Consider the following 21871-nt stretch of genomic DNA (forward strand, 5'->3'; position numbering starts at 1 on the left):
CGCCGCCCTCTGCCCCATCTGGTTCAACCCTTGGCTGTGCGGCGCTTCTTGTCCTCGTCATAGAAGGGCATCGGATGCGCGACGGCGCGGATCTCGCTGCCCGAATTGCGGATCGTCAGCGGGCTGCCGGGGGTCGCGCAATCGACCGGCATCCGGGCGATCCCGATATTGTGTTCGTTCAGCGGGCTGTAGAAACCGATGGTGACGACGCCGACCTCTTTGCCATCCCTGAGGATCTTTGCCCCGATCTCGGCCGGTTCGGTGCCTTCCAGCTTGACGCCATAGATCTTGAACCGCTCTTTGCCTTGCAGACGGTAATGCTCCTCGGCGCCGCGAAAGCCGGTCTTGCCTTTCGAGACGGTGAATTCCAGCCCCAGCTCCCACAGCGTGTCGCCGCCGGGTTGGTCCGGGAAGGGATAGGTCTCGGAATTGTCGTCGGGGAAGAACAGCAGATAGCTTTCAGCCCGCAGCAGATCCAGCGTGCTGAAGCGCGTCGGGATGATGCCCATCTCGGCGCCCTCGGCCACGATGGTATCCCAGATTTCCGGCGCGTCCTGACGGCGACAGAAGATCTCATAGCCGCGCTCGCCGGTATAGCCGGTGCGGGATATGGTGACCGGCTTGCCAAACAGCGTGGTGTGGATATGGCTGAAATAGCCCACGTCGCGGATGCCCGGCACATGCTTGTGCAGATAATCCACCGCCAGCGGCCCCTGCAAAGAGATGTCGTGCAGATCGTCGTCGAACAGCACCGTCGCATTGCGGCCCATGGCGCCCATTATCAGCTGCTCATAGCCTTGCCCGGCGCCATGCACGACCATAAAGCTGTGCGGACCCATCCGATAGACGACACAATCGTCGATGAACTTCCCCTGATCGTTCAGCATGCAGCAATAGGTCGAGCGCCCCGGCTTCAGCTTTTCGATGTCGCGGGTCACCGCCCGGTCGATGATGTGGCTGGCATGGGGGCCGGTCACATGCACCTTTTTCAGCCCCGACACATCCATCACCCCGGCCTTGGTGCGGATCGCCATATATTCCTCAAGCTGGTCCTTGTCATAGGTCCAGGCGGTTCCCATCCCGCTCCAGTCCTCGAGGTTCGAGCCGAGGGCGCGATGCCGGTCGGCCAGCGCAGAAAATCTCCATGATGCCGTCATGATGTCTGTCCTTTTGTCGTGATACGCTCAAACCGAATCTGATGTCGGAACTGCGTCGGCTGCCGGTGGCTGGCGAAGTGGTCGTCAAGGGCCGGGTGATCGCCCGCGCCCGGATCGATCGGCACTGAGGGTCTGCCTTTCATGGCATTGCGGATTGTCACGAGTTCGACACCTCCCCGCCCAGGTCCGGTCCAGTGCCAAAGACTGGCACGCCTACCCGAATCCATTACAACAGCAAAAATTCCTGTTAGGCAACAATTTTTCTTTTTAGGAACTTAAAGCGGCGTTTTCCCGTGAATTTCCAAGGTAAAACAGCCAATCGACCCAGTCCGCACGGGCCGCAGGCGATAGGATTTCCGCTTGCCGGAAGTTTTATATATACGGTTGGCCAGTTTTTGCCGAACCTGATTTCAAGACCGTGGAACCCGCAGGGAAACAGATAATGACCAAAACGATAGATCCCGAGATCAAGCTGACCCAGAACCCCCATGCCCTGCGGGACGGACGCGAAAAGAACCTTGAGGTCGCCATCGGTCGGCAGGTCCGCGAATTGCGCAAGCGTCAGCGGATGACCGGATCGGAACTGGCCAATCAGGCCCGGCTGTCGGTGGGGATGCTGTCCAAGATCGAGAACGGCGTGATCTCGCCATCGCTGGCGACCCTGCAAACGCTGGCCAATGCGCTTGGCGTGCCTCTGGTGCAGCTTTTCTCGGGCTATGAAGAGCCGCGCGGGGCCATGCATGTCAAGGCCGGCGCCGCCCTCGAGGTCGAGCGGGCAGGGACCCGCTCCGGCCATCAATATCACCTGCTGGGCCACATCGGATCGAACAATTCCGGCGTGGTGGTCGAGCCCTATCTGATCGTTCTGGATACCGAAAGCGACCGCTTCCAGACCTTCCAGCATGAAGGGATCGAGCTGATCTATATGCTGGAGGGCAGGCTGGGCTATCGCCACGCCGACCAGATCTATGACCTCGATCCCGGCGACAGCCTGATCTTCGACGCCGACGCGCCTCATGGTCCCGAAATCATGAATGACCTGCCGATTCGCTATCTGTCGATCATCTGCTATCCGCAGGCGAAATAGGCGGTTTGGCCACGCGGACAGGCGGAAAGACGGCAAAAATCGCCAAGTGCAAAAAATATCTTGTAGGGCAATAAATTTTCCTATTAGTTAATCCGTGAAGGCTTTGAGCCAAGCTGAGCGGAGGTGACTATGTGTGGCATTGTTGGCCTGTTCCTGAAAAAGGACGACTTGCGGCCGCGTCTGGGCGATCTTCTGACCGATATGCTGATCACCATGACCGATCGCGGACCGGACAGTGCCGGGATTGCGATCTATGGCGATGACGCCGATGGTCTGAAGATGACCATCCAGTCCGAAACGCCGGACAAGGATTTCGACGGGCTGGAGGAAACGCTGACGGCGCTGCTGCGCAGCCCGGTGCGGATGCGGGCGGTCGATACCCATGCGGTGCTGACCCTGCCGAAGGGCAGCGAGGCCGAGACCCGCGCGTTTCTGGCCGAAAAGAACATCCGCGTCATGGGCGTGGGCCATTCGATGGAGATCTTCAAGGAGGTCGGCCTGCCCGGCGATGTCGCGGCGCGCTTCGGCATCCGGCAGATGGCGGGCAGCCACGGCATCGGCCATACCCGGATGGCGACGGAAAGCGCGGTGACCACGCTTGGCGCGCATCCGTTCTCGACCGATGGCGATCAGTGCCTTGTCCATAACGGATCGCTGTCGAACCACAACCAGATGCGCCGGGAACTGGCGCGCAAGGGCTTTGTGCCGCAGACTCAGAACGATACCGAGGTCGCCGCCTGCTATATCTCGTCACGGCTGGCCGAGGGCGCGACACTGGGTGAGGCGCTGGACGGCACCTTGCAGGATCTGGACGGCTTCTTCACCTTCGTCGTCGGCACAAAGAACGGCTTTGGCGTGGTGCGCGACCCGATCGCGTGCAAACCGGCAGTGATGGCCGAGACCGAGGATTACGTCGCCTTCGGGTCCGAATATCGCGCCTTCGCCAGCCTGCCGGGGATCGAGACCGCCCGCGTCTGGGAACCTGAACCCGCCACCGTCTATTTCTGGGAGCGCTGAGATGCAGACCATCGACATGGCCGAAACCGACCTGCGTCAGCTGAACAGCACGCTTCAGGCCCAAAGCGGAAATGCCGAATGGGTGATCGAGAATTCGCGCGGCTCTCATGCGCTGGCGGTCGGGCTGGATGCGCCGATCAGCGTCAGGGTCAACGGCTCGACCGGCTATTACTGCGCGGGGATGAACAAGCAGGCGACGATCCATGTCACCGGTTCGGTCGGGCCGGGCGTGGCCGAGAACATGATCTCGGGCGCGGTGATCGTCGAAGGCGATGCCAGCCAGTATGCCGGGGCGACCGGGCATGGCGGGCTGCTGGTGGTCAAGGGCAATGCCAGCTCTCGCTGCGGGATTTCGATGAAGGGCATCGACATCGTGGTGCATGGCAATGTCGGCCATATGTCGGCCTTCATGGCGCAGTCGGGCAATCTGGTCATTCTGGGCGATGCCGGGGATGCCCTGGGCGACAGTCTCTATGAAGCGCGGCTGTTCGTGCGCGGCGAGGTCAAGTCGCTGGGGGCCGATTGCGTCGAGAAAGAGATGCGCCCCGAACATCTGGATCTGCTGGCCGACCTTCTGGGTCGCGCCGAAGCCGACGCCCGCCCCGAAGAGTTCCGGCGCTATGGCTCGGCCCGCAAGCTTTACAATTTCAACGTCGATCACGCCGACGAGTACTGAGGAGAGGCCGATGGAAAAGACACCGCAGACCCTGCCACGGCAAAGCTCGACCTATTCGCAGGAGATCGGTTCCGAGATCCGCCGGGCCGCAGCGACCGGGATCTATGACATCCGTGGCGGCGGCGCGAAGCGCAAGGTGCCGAATTTCGACGATCTGCTGTTTCTGGGCGCCTCGATCAGCCGCTATCCACTGGAGGGCTACCGCGAGAAATGCGACACCTCGGTCGTTCTGGGCACCCGCTTTGCCAAGAACCCCATCGAGCTGAAGATCCCGATCACCATCGCCGGAATGTCCTTCGGCGCGCTGTCGGCCAATGCCAAAGAGGCATTGGGGCGCGGGGCGACGATGGCCGGAACCTCGACCACGACCGGCGATGGCGGCATGACCGATGAGGAACGCGGCCATTCGGAAAAGCTGGTCTATCAGTATCTGCCATCGCGGTACGGCATGAACCCCGACGACCTGCGCCGCGCCGACGCCATCGAGGTGGTGGTCGGGCAGGGCGCCAAGCCGGGCGGCGGCGGGATGCTGCTGGGCCAGAAGATCACCGAACGGGTCGCAAAGATGCGCAACCTGCCGGTGGGGATCGACCAGCGTTCCGCCTGCCGCCATCCCGACTGGACCGGCCCCGACGATCTGGAGATCAAGCTGCTGGAACTGCGCGAGATCACCAATTGGGAAAAGCCGATTTATGTCAAGATCGGCGGCGCGCGGCCCTATTACGACACCGCTCTGGCGGTGAAGGCGGGGGCCGATGTGGTCGTGCTGGACGGCATGCAGGGCGGCACGGCGGCGACGCAGGATGTGTTCATCGAACATGTCGGCCAGCCGACGCTGGCCTGTATCCGCCCTGCCGTGAAGGCGTTGCAGGATCTGGGGATGCATCGCAAGGTGCAGCTTGTGGTGTCGGGCGGGATCCGCAGCGGCGCCGATGTCGCCAAGGCGCTGGCGCTGGGGGCTGATGCGGTGGCCATCGGCACGGCGGCGCTGATTGCGCTTGGCGACAACGACCCGCGATGGGAGGACGAATACCAAAAGCTGGGCACGACCGCCGGGGCCTATGACGACTGGCACGAGGGGCGCGATCCGGCAGGCATCACCACCCAGGATGCCGAGCTGATGAAACGACTGGACCCGGTGGCCGCAGGCCGTCGCCTTCGCAACTATCTGGCGGTTCTGACGCTGGAATGTCAGACACTTGCGCGGGCATGCGGGAAAAGCCATGTTCACAACCTCGAACCCGAGGATCTCTGCGCACTGACCATCGAAGCGGCCGCCATGGCCGGTGTCCCGCTGTCGGGAACCAACTGGATTCCCGGACAATCCGGGTTCTGATCATCGTCCAGAAGGGCGGGGCACAAGACCCCGCCACGGATCGAAAAACGCAACAGGGGAATCATTAATGACAAGTCTTGCCGACTTCGCCCGTGAAAACGGAATCAAGTATTTCATGATTTCTTACACCGATCTGTTCGGCAGCCAGCGAACCAAGCTGGTGCCGGCATCGGCGATTTCGGGCATGCAGAAGGACGGGGCCGGCTTTGCGGGCTTTGCCACCTGGATGGACCTGACACCCGCGCATCCCGACATGCTGGCCATTCCCGACGCCTCGTCGGTGATCCAACTGCCGTGGAAGAAAGAGGTGGCCTGGGTCCCCTCGAACTGCGTGATGCAGAATCAGCGACTGGCGCAGGCCCCGCGCAATGTGCTGGCCCGGCTGGTCGCCGAGGCCGCCGAGATGGGCCTGTCCGTCAAGACCGGCATCGAGGCCGAATTCCAGCTGCTGAACCCCGAGGGCAGCGCCATCGCCGATCTGGCCGATAACGCGACCAAGCCCTGTTACGATCAGCTGGCGATCCTGCGCCGCTATGACATGATCGCCGAGATCTGCGATTACATGCAGGAGCTGGGCTGGGAGCCCTATCAGAACGACCATGAGGACGCGAACGGCCAGTTCGAGATGAACTGGAAATACGACGACGCCATGGCCACCGCTGACAAGCACAGCTTCTTCAAGTTCATGGTCCGGGCGATGGCCGAGAAATACGGGCTGCGCGCCACCTTCATGCCCAAGCCGTTCATGGGGCTGACCGGCAATGGCTGCCATGCCCATGTCTCGGTCTGGAACACGGCAACCGGCGAGAACGCCTTTGCCGATGACAGCAAGGAACTGTCCCTGTCGGATCGCGGGCGGTATTTTCTTGGCGGGATCATGAAACATGCCTCGTCTCTGGCGCTGATCACCAACCCGACCGTGAACAGCTATAAGCGGATCAACGCGCCGCGGACCGCATCCGGGGCGACCTGGGCGCCCAACAGCGTCACATGGACCGGCGACAACCGCACCCATATGGTCCGCGTCCCCGGTCCCGGACGGTTCGAGCTGCGCCTGCCGGACGGGGCGGTCAATCCCTATCTGTTGCAGGCGGTCATCATCGCCGCCGGGCTGTCGGGCATGAGGTCGCAGGCCGATCCGGGACCGCGCAGCGATATCGACATGTATGCCGAGGGCCACAAGGTCAACGGTGCGCCCAAGCTGCCGCTGAACCTGCTGGACGCGATCCGCACCTATGACGAGGATGCAGAGTTGAAGGCCGCGATGGGGGAAGAGTTCTCGGCCGCCTATACCACGCTGAAGACCCGGGAATGGAACAGCTATTGCTCGCATCTGACGCAGTGGGAGCGTGACCATACCCTCGATATCTGAAAGGCGCGGCACCCCTCGGCGGTTTCAGGCATTCGGGATCTTGCCCCGGTCCGGGCGGGACTGGCGGCGGCGAGAGATCGGCGTATCCGCGAACTGATCCCGAAAGGCGCGGGTGAAATGGCTGCGCGAGGCAAAGCCCGTGGCCAGCGCGATCTCGGTCAGCGGCAGGCTGGACTGGGTCAGCAATTCCTCGGCCTTGTCCAGCCGCAACCGGCGATACAGCTGCATCACGCTTTGCCCCAGCTGCGCTTGCGTCAGCCGCTCCAGCTGACGGGGACTGATGCCGCACAGATGGCCCAGATCCTCCAGCCGCAACGGATCGGCCAGATGGCTGGTCATCAGGTCGATCATCGCCACCAGCGCCGGATGATGCAGATCGTATTTGCGCGCCGGGTCCAGTTGCTGCGGCGCCTCGGATGCGCGGATGCCGGTATGAATGAACCAGTCGCTGACCGCCCGCGCCAGCGTCACCCCATGCGCCGCCGCGATCAGCGCATACATCATGTCCAGCGCCGCCATCCCCCCCGCGCAGGTGAAACGGTCGCGGTCGATCACGAACAGCCGCCGCTCGATCAGCGCCTCGGGATTGGTTTCGCGCATCGCGTCGATATGCTGCCAGTGGATGGTGAAACGGCGCGCGCCCATCACGCCCGCCGCCGCCAGGATCGCCGCCCCGCCCGAAATCCCGCCAAGCGCCACGCCGCGACGTGCCAGCCGCCGCAACCACGCCAGCACCCGCTCATCGCGCTGCGCCAGAGGATCGCCACCCGCGACGACGAACAGGATATCGAAATCCTCGCGCGCGCCGCTGATCGCGGCGGTATTGAACGCCCCCGCGCCCGAGGATTGCATCCAGCCGCCATCGACGGACAGAAACCGCAGGTCATACAGCGTCCGGCCACCCAGCAGGTTCGCGGCCCGGAACGGCTCGATGGCGGAAGCGGCGGACATCAGCGCGTAATCCGGCAACAACAAAAAGCCGTAACGCGCCGGGGATTGGGAATCGGCTGGCATGGGTTCCCCTGAACTCTGGGCTCAGACTGGCACGCATGACCCGTTTGGGCAAGGAAATGTCGGTTTCGGGCATATCGGCTGCGCTGCGCTGTGTCAGATTGATCGCAACAAGGAGACCCGAGCGATGCATTTTTCCGGCTTTCGCGTCATCAGGGAGGCCCTGACCGGCCATAAGGGCTGGCGGCCGTTATGGCGCAATCCCGACCCTCAGCCCGCCTATGATTACGTCATCGTCGGCGGCGGCGGGCATGGGCTGGCGACGGCCTATTATCTGGCGCGGACCTTCCGTCAGGCCCGGATCGCGGTTGTGGAAAAGGGCTGGCTTGGCTCGGGCAATATCGGGCGGAACACGACCATCATCCGCTCGAATTATCTGCTGCCGGGCAACGAGCCCTTCTATGAATTCTCGATGAAGCTGTGGGAGGGGTTGGAGCAGGAGTTCAACTTCAACGCCATGATAAGCCAGCGCGGCATCCTGAACCTGTTTCACAGCGACGCCCAACGCGATGCCTATCGCCGTCGCGGCAACGCGATGCGGCTGGCGAGGGCGGATGCCGAATTGCTGGACGCGGACGGGGTGCGGGCGATGGCGCCCTTCCTGAATTTCGACAATGCGCGTTTCCCGATCAAGGGCGGGCTGTTGCAGCGCCGGGGTGGCACCGCGCGCCATGACGGCGTGGCCTGGGGCTATGCCCGTGGCGCCGATCTGGCCGGGGTCGATCTGATCCAGAATTGCGAAGTCACCGGCTTTCGCATCGAAGGCGGCCGGGTGCAGGGGGTCGAGACCTCTCGTGGTTTCATCGGCGCGGGCAAGATCGGCGTCGCTGTGGCGGGGTCGTCCAGCCGGGTGATGGCAATGGCCGGAATGCGTCTGCCGATCGAAAGCCATGTGCTGCAAGCCTTCGTGACCGAGGGGCTGAAGCCGGTGATCCCGGGCGTCATCACCTTCGGCGCGGGGCATTTCTATGTCAGCCAATCCGACAAGGGCGGGCTGGTCTTTGGCGGCGACCCGGACGGCTACAACTCATATGCCCAACGCGGCAACCTGCCGGTGGTCGAAGATGTGGCCGAAAGCGGCATGGCCGTGATGCCGATGATCGGGCGGGCGCGTCTGCTGCGCATCTGGGGCGGCATCATGGACATGTCGATGGATGGCAGCCCGATCATCGACCGCACCCCGGTTGATGGGCTCTATCTGAACGGCGGCTGGTGCTATGGCGGGTTCAAGGCGACGCCTGCCAGCGGCTATGCCTTTGCGCATCTGCTGGCCACGGACACCCCGCACGAGACCGCCCGCCATTACCGTCTGGACCGTTTCGCACGCGGCCATGTCATCGACGAAAAGGGCGTTGGCGCCCAGCCCAACCTGCACTGAGGTCCCAAGATGCTGATCCCCCACCCCCTGCTTGGCCTTCGCGACGCGCAGGAATTCACCTATCTGGGCGATGCCAGCCTGATTGAGCGTCCCGACCCCTCGGCTGACGATGCCGGGGCCGCATTCGCCGATTACGTCTATCTGCGCGACAACCCGGCGGGCGTGCATCGCGAATTGTGGTTTCACGAGCAGGGCGACCGAAGCTGGCTGATCGTGACCCGCAACACCGTCACGCATGAGGTGATCGGCGCAGAGCTGGCCCGCGACGTCGCATTGCGGAGGTTCGCATGACCCGTCTGTCCGGCGGCCTGATCGACCGCAGCCAAACGCTGTCCTTCACCTTCGACGGGCGCAGATTCACCGGCCATCCGGGCGATACGCTGGCCTCGGCGCTGCTGGCGAATGATGTGCGGCTGATGGGGCGCAGCTTCAAATATCACCGCCCGCGCGGGTTGATCGCGGCAGGATCCGAGGAACCGAACGCGCTGGTCGAACTGCGCCAAGGCGCGCGGCAGGAACCCAACACCCGCGCCACCGTGGCCGAGCTGTTCGACGGGTTGGAGGCGCGCAGCCAGAACCGCATCGGCTCGCTTCGGTTCGATCTGATGGCGGTGAATGACCTGCTGTCGCCCTTCTTCGCGGCGGGGTTCTATTACAAGACCTTCATGTGGCCGCGCGCCTTCTGGGAAAAGCTGTATGAACCCGCGATCCGCCGCGCGGCAGGGCTGGGCAGCCTGTCGATGCAGCCCGACCCCGATGGTTACGACAAGGGGTTTCTGCATTGCGACCTGCTGATCGTCGGTGGCGGCGCGGCGGGGCTGGCGGCAGCGCTGACGGCGGCGCGCAGCGGGGCAAGCGTGATCCTGGCGGATGAGGATTTCCGTCTGGGAGGGCGACTGCTGGCGGAAACGCATCTGCTGGACGACACCCCCGGTCCCGACTGGGTTGCGGGGATCGAGGCCGAACTGGCCAGCCTGCCCAACCTGCGCATCATGCGCCGCACCACCGTTTTCGGCACATTCGATCACGGTATCTATGGCGCGGTCGAGCGGGTGGCCGATCATCTGCCCGACCCCGGCAGGCAACCGCGCCAGACGCTGTGGCGGATCACCGCAAAACGTGCCGTTCTGGCGGCGGGCGCCATCGAGCGGCACATCCCCTTTGCCAATAACGACCGTCCGGGGGTGATGCTGGCCGGGGCGATGCGCGCCTTCGCCAATCGTTGGGCGGTCAGCCCCGCCGACCGGATCGCCATTTTCACCAACAATGACGACGGCCATCGCACCGCGCTGGACCTTGCCGCCAAGGGCATCGGGATTGCGGGCGTGATCGACAGCCGCCCGGATGCGGTGGCGCAGGGCGACTATCGGCTGTTCGCCGGCGGTATGGTCAGCAATTCCAGGGGCCGTCTGGGCCTGACGAAGATCGAGGTGCGGCACAATGGCCGCAGCCAGTGGCTGGATTGTGGCGCATTGGCCGTATCGGGAGGGTGGAACCCGAACCTGCATCTGTCCTCGCATCACCGGGGCCGCCCGGTCTGGGACGAGGCCGCGCAAGCCTTTCTGCCCGGCCCCGATGGCCCGCCGGGCCTGATCGTGGCCGGGGCCGCCAATGGTCAGGGCAGCACCGCACAGGCCCTGCGCTCGGGCGCCGAGGCTGCCCGCGATGCGCTGGCGGAACTGGACATCACCGCCACCTTGCCCGCCCTGCCGCAGACCGAGGATGCCGCGCATAACCTGCATCCACTGTGGCATGTGCCGGGCAAGGGCCGGGCATGGGTCGACTTCCAGAACGATGTGACGGTCAAAGATATCGCGCTGGCCCATCAGGAAAACATGCGCCCGGTCGAGCATCTGAAACGTTGGACCACGCTTGGCATGGCGACCGATCAGGGCAAGACGGCGAATGTCACCGCGCTGGCGGTCATGTCGGAGCTGACCGGCAAGCCGATCCCCGAGACCGGCACCACGATCTTCCGTCCGCCCTATACGCCGGTCGCGCTGTCGGTGCTGGGCGGCGGCGACAATGGCGCGCATTTCCGCCCACGCCGGTTGACGCCGACGCACCCTTGGGCGCAATCGCAAGGCGCGGTCTTTGTCGAGGTCGGACAATGGATGCGGGCGCAATATTTCCCCCGCCCGGATGAAACCCACTGGCGCGAATCCGTGGACCGAGAGGTTCTGGCCACCCGCAAGGGCGTCGGCATCTGCGACGTGACCACGCTTGGCAAGGTCGATGTGCAGGGCGCGGATGCGGGTGAATTCCTGAACCGGCTGTATTGCAACGCGATGGCCAGCCTCAGGGTCGGGATGACCCGCTATGGCCTGATGCTGCGCGAGGATGGCGTGGCCTGGGACGACGGCACCTGCGCCCGGCTGGCCGAGGATCACTATGTGGTCACGACCACCACCGCGCAGGCCGGGCCGGTCTATCGCCATATGGAATTCGTCCCCCAATGCCTGTGGCCGGAACTGGATGTGCAGTTGATATCCACCACCGACGCATGGGCGCAGATCGCAGTGGCCGGGCCGAATGCGCGCCGGCTGCTGGAACGGATCGTGGACGGGTTCGACATCTCGAACGAGGCCTTTCCCTTCATGGCCTGCACCAATCTGACGGTTTGCGGCGGGCTGCGGGCGCGGCTGTTCCGCATCAGCTTTTCGGGCGAGCTGGCCTATGAGGTCGCGGTGCCCGCGCGCTACGGCAATGCGCTGATGGCGCGGCTGGTCGATCTGGGCGCGGATCTGGGCGCGACCCCTTACGGGACCGAGGCGCTTGGCGTGATGCGGATCGAAAAGGGCCACGCGGCGGGTAATGAGCTGAACGGCCAGACCAGCGCGCAGATGCTGGGCATGGGCCGGATGGTCAGCACGAAAAAGGACAGCATCGGCGCAGTCATGTCGCGGCGCGAGGGGATGCAGTCCGAAACCCGCGTGCTGGTGGGCCTGCAACCGGTCGATCCCGCCGAACCCGTCACCGCGGGCGCGCATCTGTTCCGTCAGGGCGATGCGCAGGATACGTTCAGCGATCAGGGCTGGATCTCCTCGGCCTGCCATTCGCCGCATGTCGGCTCGGGCATCGGCTTGGGGTTTCTGACCGATGGCGCCGCCCGGATGGGAGAGGTCATTCTGGCCGCCAACCCCTTGCAGGGGCAGCAGATCCTGCTGCGCGTCGTCTCGCCCCATTTCATCGACCCCGAAGGAGGGCGCCTGCGTGACTGACCTGACCCCGATCACCGCCCTTGGCGACGCGACACCGCTGGACCAGCGTTTCGGCGCGCTACGGATTACCGAAAATACCGGTCTGGGGCTGGCATCCCTCACCCTGCGTCGGGGCGCGGCGCGGCCCGCGCCGATGGGGCTGGAACTGCCGGGACCGGGCGAATGGGCCGAAGGGCAGGGGATCGCCGCCCTCTGGACCGGCCCCGATCAATGGCTGATCGAGTTTCCGGGCCGCGCGGCCGATGATCTGGCCGCCGAACTGGCCGCCCATGCGCCGGGCTGCTCGGTCACCGAACAGACCGAAAGCTGGGTGGCCTTCGAGATCGAGGCCGACAGTCCCGAACTGATCCGCGCGATGATGGAAAAGCTGGTCAATCTGGACGCCCAAGCCTTCGGCCCCGGCAGCGGCACCCGGACCCTTGTCCATCACATGAGCGTTTTCATCATCCGCCGGGCATCGGCAAAACTGGCTATCTTCGGCATGCGCAGCATGGCCAGATCGCTGTGGCATGCGCTAGAGGGAACTGCCACACGTCTGAAAGGAACTCCTGAATGAGCGATGCAACCACCGACCAAGACAATCTGATCGACGGCAAGGCCTTCGCGGCGGATGTGCGACAGCGCGTTGCCGCCCATGTCACCCGGCTGAAGCAGGACCGTATCACGCCGGGACTGGCGGTGGTTCTGGTGGGCGAGGACCCGGCCAGCGAAGTCTATGTCCGCAACAAGGGCATCCAGACCCGCGAGGTCGGGATGAACTCTTACGAACACAAGCTGCCCGCCGATACCACGCAGGACGCGCTGATGGCGCTGATCGGGCGGCTGAACGCCGATGCCGATGTGCATGGGATTCTGGTGCAACTGCCGCTGCCCGATCATCTGGACGCCGAGGCAGTGCTGAACGCGATCGATCCGGGCAAGGATGTCGATGGCTTTCACATCCTCAATGTCGGGCTGCTGGCAACCGGGCAGAAGGCGATGGTGCCCTGCACGCCGCTGGGTTGCCTGATGATGCTGCGCGACCGGCTGGGCGATCTGTCGGGGTTGAACGCGGTGATCGTGGGCCGCAGCAATATCGTCGGCAAACCGATGGCGCAACTGCTGCTGCGCGACAGCTGCACCGTGACCATCGCCCATTCCCGCACCCGCGATCTGGCCGGGGTCTGTCGGCAGGCGGATATTCTTGTCGCCGCGGTCGGGCGGCCCCGGATGATCCCCGGCGACTGGGTCAAGCCCGGCGCGACGGTCATCGACGTGGGCATCAACCGGATCGAGGATGGCGGCCGCACCAGGCTGGTCGGCGATGTCGATTTCGCCAGTGCCCGTGCGGTCGCGGGCGCGATCACCCCGGTTCCGGGCGGCGTCGGCCCGATGACCATCGCCTGCCTGCTGGCCAATACCCTGACCGCCTGCTGCCGCGCAGCCGGGCTGCCCGAACCCGAAGGGCTGACCGCGTAACGGCACCCACCCGCCAGCCAATGCCATGAATCAATCAGCGGGGCGGGCCGGAATCCTCCCCTTTCACGACAGGAGACGCCAATGTCCAAATTCTGCCTGACCGTTGCCTGCGATTCCACCCGTGGCATCGTTGCGGCCATTTCCGGCTATCTGGCCGATCAGGGCTGCAACATCACCGCCAGCTCTCAATATGACGACCCGCAGACGGGAAAATTCTTCATGCGCGTCAGCTTCGTGCCGGAAACCGGCGCGACGCTGGACAAGCTGGACAAAGGCTTTGACGAGGCCGCCCGGAAATTCGGCATGACCTGGCAGTTCCATGACGAAGGGCGGAAGATGAAAGTCGTCGTCATGGTCAGCCGTTTCGGGCATTGCCTGAACGATCTGCTGTATCGCTGGCGGATCGGGGCGCTGCCCATCGACATCGTGGCGGTGATCTCGAACCATCTGGACTATCAGAAGGTGGTGGTGAACCACGACATCCCGTTCCACTACATCAAGGTCACCAAGGAAAACAAACCCGAGGCCGAGGCGGCGCAGATGCGCATCGTCGAGGACAGCGGCGCCGAACTGGTCGTGCTGGCGCGCTACATGCAGGTGCTGTCCGAGGAAATGTGCCGTGTCATGTCGGGCCGGATCATCAACATCCACCATTCCTTCCTGCCGAGCTTCAAGGGCGCGAACCCCTACAAGCAGGCCTATGAACGCGGGGTGAAGCTGATCGGCGCGACCTCGCATTATGTGACGACCGATCTGGACGAGGGCCCGATCATCGAGCAGGACATCATCCGCGTGACCCACGGCCAGTCGCCCGAGGATTACGTCAGCCTTGGCCGCGACGTCGAAAGCCAGGTGCTGGCCCGCGCCATCCACGCCCATGCCAATCACCGGGTTTTCCTGAACGGCAGCAAGACCGTGGTCTTTCCCGCCTCGCCCGGTTCGTTCTCAAGCGAGCGGATGGGCTGAGCGGTCCGCCCCCGGTTCCGGCCCTAACGGGCCGGTGCCGCCTTGCGCCAGATGCCGAAGGCCACCACCAGCAACAGCAGGATCGCCACGCCGATCACCCCGACGAATGCCTGATCGAACGCCGCGCGGGCCAGCCGGGCCATCTCGGACGCGCGCGCGGGGCTCATGGTTTCCGCGACCATCAAAGCCTCGTCAAGACTGTCGGCGACGACCGGGGGCAGGCCCACAGGCACGATCATCGCGCGGGAATAAAGCGCCGACATCAGGCTGCCCAGAAGCGCGATGCCAAGCGCGCCGCCCAGTTCATAGGACACCTCTTCGATCGAGGCCGCCATGCCTGCGCGATCCTCGGGCGCGGACAGCATGATGACGCTGGAGGCCGCCGTCATCGCCGCACCGACCCCGAAGCCCATGACCGCCAGCGCCGACAGCCACAGCCAGACCGGCCCGTCATGGCTGACCAGATAGGCCGCAAGCGCGCAGCCGGTCAGCGTCAGCGACGTCCACAGGATCCGGGTCTCGCCCAGACGCGGCAGCGCCAGACCGGCCAGCGGCCCGGCAATGAACGACGCCAGCGGGATGGGCAGGATCAGCAGCCCCGCCTGCAACGGCGAATGGCCCAGCACCAGTTGCAGCCGCTGGCTGAAGACCAGCTCGACCCCGATCAGCGCCGCCGAAGCAACCAGCGCCGTCGCCACGCCCGATGAAAACCGCGCATCGCGAAACAGCGAGAAATCGATCAGCGGCGCGGTGCTGGCCAGCTGGCGGCGCACGAAGGCGATCATCGCCACCAGACCGATGGCGAAACCCAGCGCGGCGGCCATCCATGACGGGTCGCGCTTGCTGATTTCCTTCACCGCATGGATCAGACCGACAAGGCCGATCATCACCTGAACCGAGCCCCGCAGATCGAACGGCTGGCTGCGACTGCCGGGACGGTTCACCAGCAACGCCGCACCCGCCACCAGCGCCAGCAGGACGACCGGCACATTGATCAGAAAGACCGAGCCCCACCAGAACCACTCCAGCAACAGCCCGCCGATCACCGGCCCCAGCGCCGCCCCGCCCGAGGCCACCGCCGCCCAGATGCCGATGGCAAAGGCGCGCTCGCCCTCGTCCGTGAAGGTCAGCCGGATCAGCGACAGGGTGGCGGGCATCATCATCGCCGCGCCCACGGCCAGCAACACCCGCGCAGCGATCAGCATCGGAGCCGAGGGCGCGAAAGCCGCCGCCAGCGAGGCCGTGCCAAAGACCGCCAGCCCGGTCAGAAACATCCGCTTGTGCCCAAAGCGGTCGCCAAGCGCCCCCAGCCCCGGCAGCAGCCCCGCCACCACCAGCGGATAGGCGTTGATGATCCACAGTTTTTGCGTCGCCGTCGCCGCCAGATCATGCGTCAGCCGCGGCAGCGCCGTATAAAGCACGGTCATGTCGATCACGATCAGAAACAGCGCGCTTGAGACAATGGCCAGAACCAGCCAGCGGTTGCGGGGGAACATCGGTGCAGCCTCGGTCAGGATGGAATGCGGGATTGTCCGCGCGGATCAGACGGTTTCGGGCCAGAGGGGTGACAGGATGGTGATGTCGCGCTCGGCCGCCAGCAGTTCGGGCAGCGCCTCGTGCCATTCCTTGCGATAGGGGCGGTTCAGCTGCACATTCAGCACATCCTCGCGGCTGGCCCATGTCTCGTGCAGCACGAATTCATTGGGGCTGTCGGCCACCTGCGCCAGTCGCGCGTCGATAAAGGTTTCCTCGTGCCGCATATGGTCCAGCACCCCGGTCAGCAGGCGCAGAAATCGGTCGCGCTGTTCGGGACGCACGGTAAAGCGGATCAGATAGGTTTCCATGGCCTTTGTCCTTGTCTTGCAGGCGGGTGATACGGACCGGCTGTCAGCTGGCGGTCGGATCGGCCATCCGCGCGGCTTCCGCCTGAAAATAGTCGATGAAATCAACGGTGTTTCGGCTGTCACGGGCGCCGGGGTTCAGCTTCAGGTAATAAGAGCGCCCGGCATCCAGCGGCATGTCGAAGATCCGCAGCAGCCGCCCGTCGGCCACCTGCCGATGCACCAGATGTCGCCAGCCAAGGATGATGCCCTCGCCCGCCACCGCCGCATCGACCAATGTGCTGTAGCTGTTGGTGACAAAGCGGAAGGTCAGTTCGTCCACATGCAGACCGTGATGACGGAACCAGTCATCCCAGCGCAGCGGATACCACGAAATCGCGTCCGAGCTCCAATGCATCGGGTGCAGTTCCATCAGCTCGGCCTGCGGCAGCTGCATCAGCGATTCCAGCGGGCCATGCGCGGCAAGATAGTCCGGCGCGGCGACGGGATCGACGATTTCAGGAAACAGCCGGATCAGGTCCGGCCCGATCTGCGACCGCTCGTTGCCGCAGATCATCGCCAGATCGACCTCGTCGAAATCCTGCACCCGGTCGTTCTGGTCCGAGGCCAGCAGCGTGAATCGGATATCGGGGCGCAGCAGGCGATAGGCATCGGTCAGCGGTTTGACATAGCACGAGATCGCGGCATGGGTGCTGGCGATGGTGATGACCTTGCGGTCGGTGCGCTGGCCGATGCGAAAGATCGCATCGCTTAACGTATCCAGGCCCCGGCCCACGGCCTCCAGCAGGGTCGCGCCTTCGGGCGTCAGTTCCATCATCTGATGCTTGCGGATGAACAACTGGCAATCCAGCGCCTTTTCCAGCCCCCGGATTTGCTGACTGATCGCCGCCTGCGTCACATGCAATTCGCTGGCCGCCAGCGTGAAGCTGCGATGTTTGGCCGCGATCTCGAAGGTGGCGAAAGCCCCCAGCGACGGCAGATGGCGCCGCCGTGGAGAGCGGCGCGTCTGCGGATCGGACCTCAGCAGGGTTCCTTCGTCGTCCGTTGCCGTCATGGGTTCTATTCGTTATATGCGCGCCACTCTTTCCAACGAATGAACAGGTTTGCGCCGATTTCCGCAAGAGGGCGCGGCGGCAGGCGCTGCGGCATCGGCTGCGCGGCAAAGTAATCCGTCACCTCGCCTTGATGGCCCAGCACGGTTTCCGCCGCCGCGATCCCGGCCAGAGTGCTGCGTGTCGTGCCCAGCCCGTTGCAGACGCAGGCGGCATAAAGGTCCCGGTCGATGCGCCCGGCGATGGATGTTCCGTTATAGGCAAGGCACAGATGCCCGGCCCATGAATATTCCATCCCGACATCGGCCAGCTGCGGAAATCGCTTGTCGAACTTGCCACGCATGACCCGCGCCGCCGCCGCCACATCGCCGGCCGAGGCCGCCATGCCTGGCCGCAGCCGCGCCACGGTACGGGTAATGATCCGGTTGCCCCCCTGCGCGGCCGAGATCCGCCGCATGGTCGTGCCCATCGGGTCCGACGGCGTAACCCCCCAGTTCGTCGCGCCGCCCAGCCGTTGCAGGGCGTTGGGGGAAAGTTCCTCGGTCATGCTTGCGAACAGGAAGATGTGCATCAGCCGGCCCTTGGCAAAGCCGAAGCTTTCCAGATGACCGTTATTGGCCAGAATCACCGCGCCCGTATCGATCCGCCCCCGCGACGTCTGCACCGACCAGCCTCGATCCTGCTGGACCAGTTCGCAGACCGGGCTGTTTTCGAAGATCGCGCAGCCATGCGACAATCCGCCCGCAAGCCCCCGGATATAGCCCGCCGGTTGCAGCATCACAGTGCCCGGCGTGTAAAGCCCCGAACGGTAATGCGCCGACCCCGTCAACGCCTGCATCGCCTGCGCATCCAGCATCTCGCAGCCCTCATTCAATGAGGCCAGATGCGCGGCATAGGCGACATTCTGGGCATGGGCATGTTCGCTGACGGCGCCGTTCACCTTGCCCTCGTGGCGGAAATAGCCCTCGGGGATGGCGTATTCCTCGACCGCCTGCCGGGCGAAACCGATCGCGTGGCGGTTCAGTTCGATCAGCGAGCGGTCGCTGGCAGAGCTTTCACCGGCGTAATCCTCGGATGTCAGTTCGTGCGGCAGGTCGATCATGAAGCCGGAATTGCGGCCCGCCGCGCCCTTGCCGATCTCGCCCGCCTCGATCACCGCGACCGATGCGCGGGGGTCCAGTTGCCGCAGGCGTCGGACGGCGGACAATCCCGCGAATCCGCCGCCGATCACCACGACATCGCATATCCGGTGCCCCTCCAACGTGGCAAAGGGGGCGCGCGGCCCAAGGATGGCATCCCATCCGGCGATGCCGGTCTGGCGGGGCAACCGTCTGACGCCGAGTTTCTGGGCCATTGTGAACCTCAAGGGAAACAGCCGGAGTCAGCGTCATGCCGGCTCCGGTCGATTGCACCGTCGCAGCGATTGGGCCGGGGGTCAGTCTATGCTGTCGCCCGCATCATCGGCCAGATCCAGCCAGATGGTTTTCAGCTGCGTATATTGGTCATGCGCATGGATGCCGTTGTCGCGCCCGCCGAAACCCGACTGCTTGTAACCGCCGAAGGGCGTCGCGATATCCCCCTCGCCAAAGCTGTTGACCGTCACCGTACCCGCCCGCAGCATCCGCGCCCCACGCAGCGCCCGCTTGCCATTGGCAGTAAAGATCGAGGCCGCCAGCCCGTATTCCGTCGCATTGGCGACCCTGATCGCCTCGTCAAAGCCGTTGACCTCGATCACCGTCAGGACCGGGCCGAAGATTTCCTCTTGCGCCAGCTTGTGGTCGTTGCCGGGGACCTCGACGATGGTGGGCTGGACATGGGTGCCGTTCTCGGTCTGCCCGCCCATCACGATCCGGGCCGATTGCGCGACCTCCAGATACGAGGCCACCTTGTCGAAATGCGCCTTGCTGACCAGCGCGCCGATCCGGGTCGAGGGGTCCAGCGGATCGCCCGGATTCCATTCGCGGGCATGGGCCTGCACGCGCTCCAGCAGCTGTTCCTTGATGCCCGCCTGCACGATCAGGCGCGATGCGGCGGAACAGTTTTCGCCCATGTTCCAGAAGGCGCCCTGAACGACATGGGCGGCCACCACGTCCAGATTCTCGGCATCGTCCAGCACGATGCAGGGGTTCTTGCCGCCCAGTTCCAGCACCACTTCCTTGAGGTTCGAATCGGCCGAATAATGCAGGAACCGACGCCCCGTCACGGTCGAGCCGGTAAAGCTGACCATGTCCACATCCGGGTGACAGCCCAGGGGTTCGCCCACCTCGGCGCCCGAGCCGGTGACGATGTTCAGCACCCCGTCGGGCAGCCCGGCCTCGGAGGCTAGTTCCGCCAGACGCAGGCTGGACAGGGTGGTCTCGGCGGCGGGCTTGACCACGACCGAGCAGCCGGCGGCCAGCGCCGGGCCGATCTTCCACGCCAGCATCAGCAGCGGAAAGTTCCACGGCAGGACCAGACCGACGACGCCCACGGGTTCGCGCACGATCATGGCGATATGGTTGTCCGAGGCAGGCGCCACCTGATCGTAGATCTTGTCGGCCAGTTCCGCATGCCATTCAAGGCAATGGATCGCCTCGGGGATGTCCACGGTCTCGCAGTCGAAGATCGGCTTGCCGCTGTCGATGCTTTCCAGCACCGCCAGTTCATGGCGGTTGCGGCGCAGCAGCCGCACCAGACGCAGCAGCGTGGCCTTGCGCTCGCCCGGATGCAGGCGCGACCAGCGGCCATCCTCGAAGGCATCACGCGCCTTGCCGACGGCGAAATCCACATCCTCGGGTCCGCAGGCGGCGATCCGGGTCAGCTCTGCGCCGGTGGCCGGGTTGGTGGTGGCAAAGGTCCTGCCGGATTGCGCCGGACGGAACGCACCGTCGATGAAGGCGTTCGAGGGCAGGGCGACCGACTTTGCCAGCGCCTCGTATTCGCCTTGGGTCAGAAGATCGCTCATGGCTCAGTTCCCCGCCTTGATATCTGCGATGGTGGTTTTCAGGACCGCGATCACCTGTTCCAGTTCGCGCTTGTCGTCCTTGTTCAGCCCTTTCAGCGGCGGGCGCATGGGACCGGTGGCGATGCCCGACAGGGTGGTGCCGTGCTTGACGCATTGGATGAACTTGCCGCCCTGTTCCAGCACCCGCATCAGTGGCATCATCGCCGACATGATCCGGCGACCCTTGACGAAATCGCCGTTCAGAACGCAGGTTTCATACAGGAATACATGCTCTTCCGGCAGAAAGTTCGACCCCGCACAGATCCAGCTGCGCGCGCCCCAGGCAAAGAATTCCAACGCCTGATCGTCCATGCCGCAGGACATCTGGATATGCGGATAATCCCGCGCCAGCAGATGCACCCGGTTGATATCGCCCGAGCTTTCCTTGATCCCGATGACATTGCGCGATCGGCCGACGCGGTTCAGGAACTCCTCGCCCATATGCACGCCCATGCGGCCGGGATAGTTATAGAGAATGACCGGCAGATCGGCGGCGCGGTCGATGGCCAGCGCGTTCAGCGCGTTTTCATGCTCGGTCGGCACGGAATAGGGCGGTGTCCCCAGCAGCAGCGCATCGGCACCCATCTCGCGTGCGCCCCGCGCCAGCTCGATGCTGTCGGGTGTGCGCATCGCGCCGGTGCCGACGATCACCGGCAGACGGCCCTTGACGCGCTGGGTGACGAACCGCGCCAGCTCCAGCCGCTCTTCGACCGTTTGGGCATAGTTTTCCCCGGTCGAACCGCCAGAGATCAACCCATGCACCCCCTTGTCGATCAGCCGCTCGATCAGATCGGCAAGCCTGTCGAGGTGGAAAGAGCCATCTTCGTTCAGCGGCGTGACCAGCGGCGTGTAAATTCCCTCAAGCGTCATTCTGAATGTCATCGCGGCATCACCTCTCACGTCATGCGGACTCGTGTCATCTGGAACGGGCCGCTGCCCCTGCGGCGGGTCGCGACCTGAGCGGCAGCCCCCAAGGTCATCCGACCGGACGGCGAACCCATTTCACGCGATCCCAACAACCAGCACCGATTCGGCGCAAACGATAATTATCATTGCCATAACATAAGATAAAACTTATATACTGGCGACATGTCCGTCGATCCCGTCATTTTGGCGGTTTCCGGCATGAATGACGCATATCTCTTGCTAATTGGCGCAATATTACATTTTTGGAACAAAATTTCTGCGTTATTGCTGTTGATCATGTGCTGTTTCTGGTGCGAATCGGGCTAAAAAGGGCCTTGGAGGGGGCCCGGCGCAAAGCCGCAAGGCGTAAAACGCCGCAACATCTGGCGATTATGTAAAGTTAAAACTTA

Annotated in this window: 19 protein-coding genes; 11 read left to right on the forward strand and 8 right to left on the reverse strand. The window is 64.2% G+C overall.

Features of this window, described 5'->3' with window-relative positions; all coding sequences use genetic code 11:
* Positions 1-23: 23 nt before the first annotated feature.
* A complete protein-coding gene (locus JHW40_RS18715; RefSeq protein ID WP_090610872.1) occupies positions 24-1157 on the reverse strand; it encodes an aminomethyl transferase family protein in 1134 nt (377 codons plus the stop codon).
* Positions 1158-1599: 442 nt separating this feature from the next.
* On the opposite strand from JHW40_RS18715, the gene JHW40_RS18720 reads away from it, so the two are divergent.
* The 5 genes from JHW40_RS18720 to glnT all read left to right on the forward strand — a co-directional run bounded on the left by JHW40_RS18720 (position 1600) and on the right by glnT (position 6645).
* Positions 1600-2244, forward strand: coding sequence for a helix-turn-helix domain-containing protein (locus JHW40_RS18720; RefSeq protein WP_090610873.1), 645 nt, complete (start codon positions 1600-1602; stop codon positions 2242-2244).
* Positions 2245-2373: 129 nt separating this feature from the next.
* A complete protein-coding gene (locus tag JHW40_RS18725) occupies positions 2374-3261 on the forward strand; it encodes a class II glutamine amidotransferase (protein ID WP_090610874.1) in 888 nt (295 codons plus the stop codon).
* A 1-nt stretch (position 3262) separates the two neighbouring features.
* Positions 3263-3937: a GltB/FmdC/FwdC-like GXGXG domain-containing protein gene (locus JHW40_RS18730; protein ID WP_090610875.1), complete on the forward strand. Its 675-nt coding sequence runs from the start codon at positions 3263-3265 to the stop codon at positions 3935-3937.
* 10 nt (positions 3938-3947) lie between these two features.
* A complete protein-coding gene (locus JHW40_RS18735) occupies positions 3948-5273 on the forward strand; it encodes an FMN-binding glutamate synthase family protein (protein WP_090610876.1) in 1326 nt (441 codons plus the stop codon).
* A gap of 67 nt (positions 5274-5340) precedes the next feature.
* Positions 5341-6645, forward strand: a complete 1305-nt coding sequence (gene glnT / locus JHW40_RS18740; RefSeq protein ID WP_090610877.1) for a type III glutamate--ammonia ligase — start codon at positions 5341-5343, stop codon at positions 6643-6645.
* Between the two features lie 24 nt (positions 6646-6669).
* Here glnT and JHW40_RS18745 read toward each other — a convergent pair whose 3' ends face one another.
* Complete coding sequence (locus JHW40_RS18745) at positions 6670-7659, reverse strand: GlxA family transcriptional regulator (RefSeq protein WP_090610878.1); 990 nt, start codon at positions 7657-7659, stop codon at positions 6670-6672.
* A gap of 124 nt (positions 7660-7783) precedes the next feature.
* On the opposite strand from JHW40_RS18745, the gene JHW40_RS18750 reads away from it, so the two are divergent.
* The 6 genes from JHW40_RS18750 to purU all read left to right on the forward strand — a co-directional run bounded on the left by JHW40_RS18750 (position 7784) and on the right by purU (position 14679).
* The gene (locus JHW40_RS18750) at positions 7784-9034 is read left to right on the forward strand and encodes a sarcosine oxidase subunit beta family protein (protein WP_090610879.1); all 1251 of its coding nucleotides are present in this window, start codon (positions 7784-7786) and stop codon (positions 9032-9034) included.
* A 9-nt stretch (positions 9035-9043) separates the two neighbouring features.
* Complete coding sequence (locus JHW40_RS18755; protein WP_090610880.1) at positions 9044-9325, forward strand: sarcosine oxidase subunit delta; 282 nt, start codon at positions 9044-9046, stop codon at positions 9323-9325.
* Positions 9322-12255: a sarcosine oxidase subunit alpha family protein gene (locus tag JHW40_RS18760; RefSeq protein WP_090610881.1), complete on the forward strand. Its 2934-nt coding sequence runs from the start codon at positions 9322-9324 to the stop codon at positions 12253-12255. The genes JHW40_RS18755 and JHW40_RS18760 overlap by 4 nt, the downstream gene beginning before the upstream one ends.
* Complete coding sequence (locus JHW40_RS18765; RefSeq protein WP_170851750.1) at positions 12248-12811, forward strand: sarcosine oxidase subunit gamma; 564 nt, start codon at positions 12248-12250, stop codon at positions 12809-12811. Before JHW40_RS18760 ends, JHW40_RS18765 begins: the two co-directional genes overlap by 8 nt.
* Positions 12808-13713 carry a bifunctional methylenetetrahydrofolate dehydrogenase/methenyltetrahydrofolate cyclohydrolase FolD gene (gene folD, locus JHW40_RS18770; RefSeq protein WP_090610882.1) on the forward strand — a complete coding sequence of 302 codons (906 nt, stop codon included), beginning with the start codon at positions 12808-12810 and terminating at the stop codon, positions 13711-13713. The genes JHW40_RS18765 and folD overlap by 4 nt, the downstream gene beginning before the upstream one ends.
* Before the next feature lie 81 nt (positions 13714-13794).
* Positions 13795-14679: a formyltetrahydrofolate deformylase gene (purU, locus tag JHW40_RS18775; protein WP_090610883.1), complete on the forward strand. Its 885-nt coding sequence runs from the start codon at positions 13795-13797 to the stop codon at positions 14677-14679.
* Between the two features lie 23 nt (positions 14680-14702).
* Here purU and JHW40_RS18780 read toward each other — a convergent pair whose 3' ends face one another.
* The 6 genes from JHW40_RS18780 to JHW40_RS18805 form a co-directional block, all read right to left on the reverse strand.
* On the reverse strand, positions 14703-16175 hold the full coding sequence (locus JHW40_RS18780) for an MFS transporter (protein ID WP_090610884.1): 1473 nt from the start codon (positions 16173-16175) through the stop codon (positions 14703-14705).
* 45 nt (positions 16176-16220) lie between these two features.
* Entirely contained in the window at positions 16221-16523 is a 303-nt protein-coding gene (locus tag JHW40_RS18785) for a putative quinol monooxygenase (protein ID WP_090610885.1), read from the reverse strand.
* A 43-nt stretch (positions 16524-16566) separates the two neighbouring features.
* A complete protein-coding gene (locus JHW40_RS18790) occupies positions 16567-17574 on the reverse strand; it encodes a LysR substrate-binding domain-containing protein (RefSeq protein ID WP_090610886.1) in 1008 nt (335 codons plus the stop codon).
* 5 nt (positions 17575-17579) lie between these two features.
* Entirely contained in the window at positions 17580-18926 is a 1347-nt protein-coding gene (locus JHW40_RS18795) for an NAD(P)/FAD-dependent oxidoreductase (RefSeq protein ID WP_090610887.1), read from the reverse strand.
* Positions 18927-19007: 81 nt separating this feature from the next.
* Positions 19008-20516: an aldehyde dehydrogenase gene (locus tag JHW40_RS18800; protein WP_090610888.1), complete on the reverse strand. Its 1509-nt coding sequence runs from the start codon at positions 20514-20516 to the stop codon at positions 19008-19010.
* Positions 20517-20519: 3 nt separating this feature from the next.
* Positions 20520-21437 (reverse strand): dihydrodipicolinate synthase family protein, encoded by a 918-nt coding sequence (locus tag JHW40_RS18805; protein ID WP_272849119.1) that lies wholly within the window; start codon positions 21435-21437, stop codon positions 20520-20522.
* Positions 21438-21871: the final 434 nt, after the last annotated feature.

Origin of the sequence: Paracoccus alcaliphilus (genome assembly GCF_028553725.1) — a bacterium.
Taxonomy (GTDB): Bacteria; Pseudomonadota; Alphaproteobacteria; order Rhodobacterales; family Rhodobacteraceae; genus Paracoccus; species Paracoccus alcaliphilus.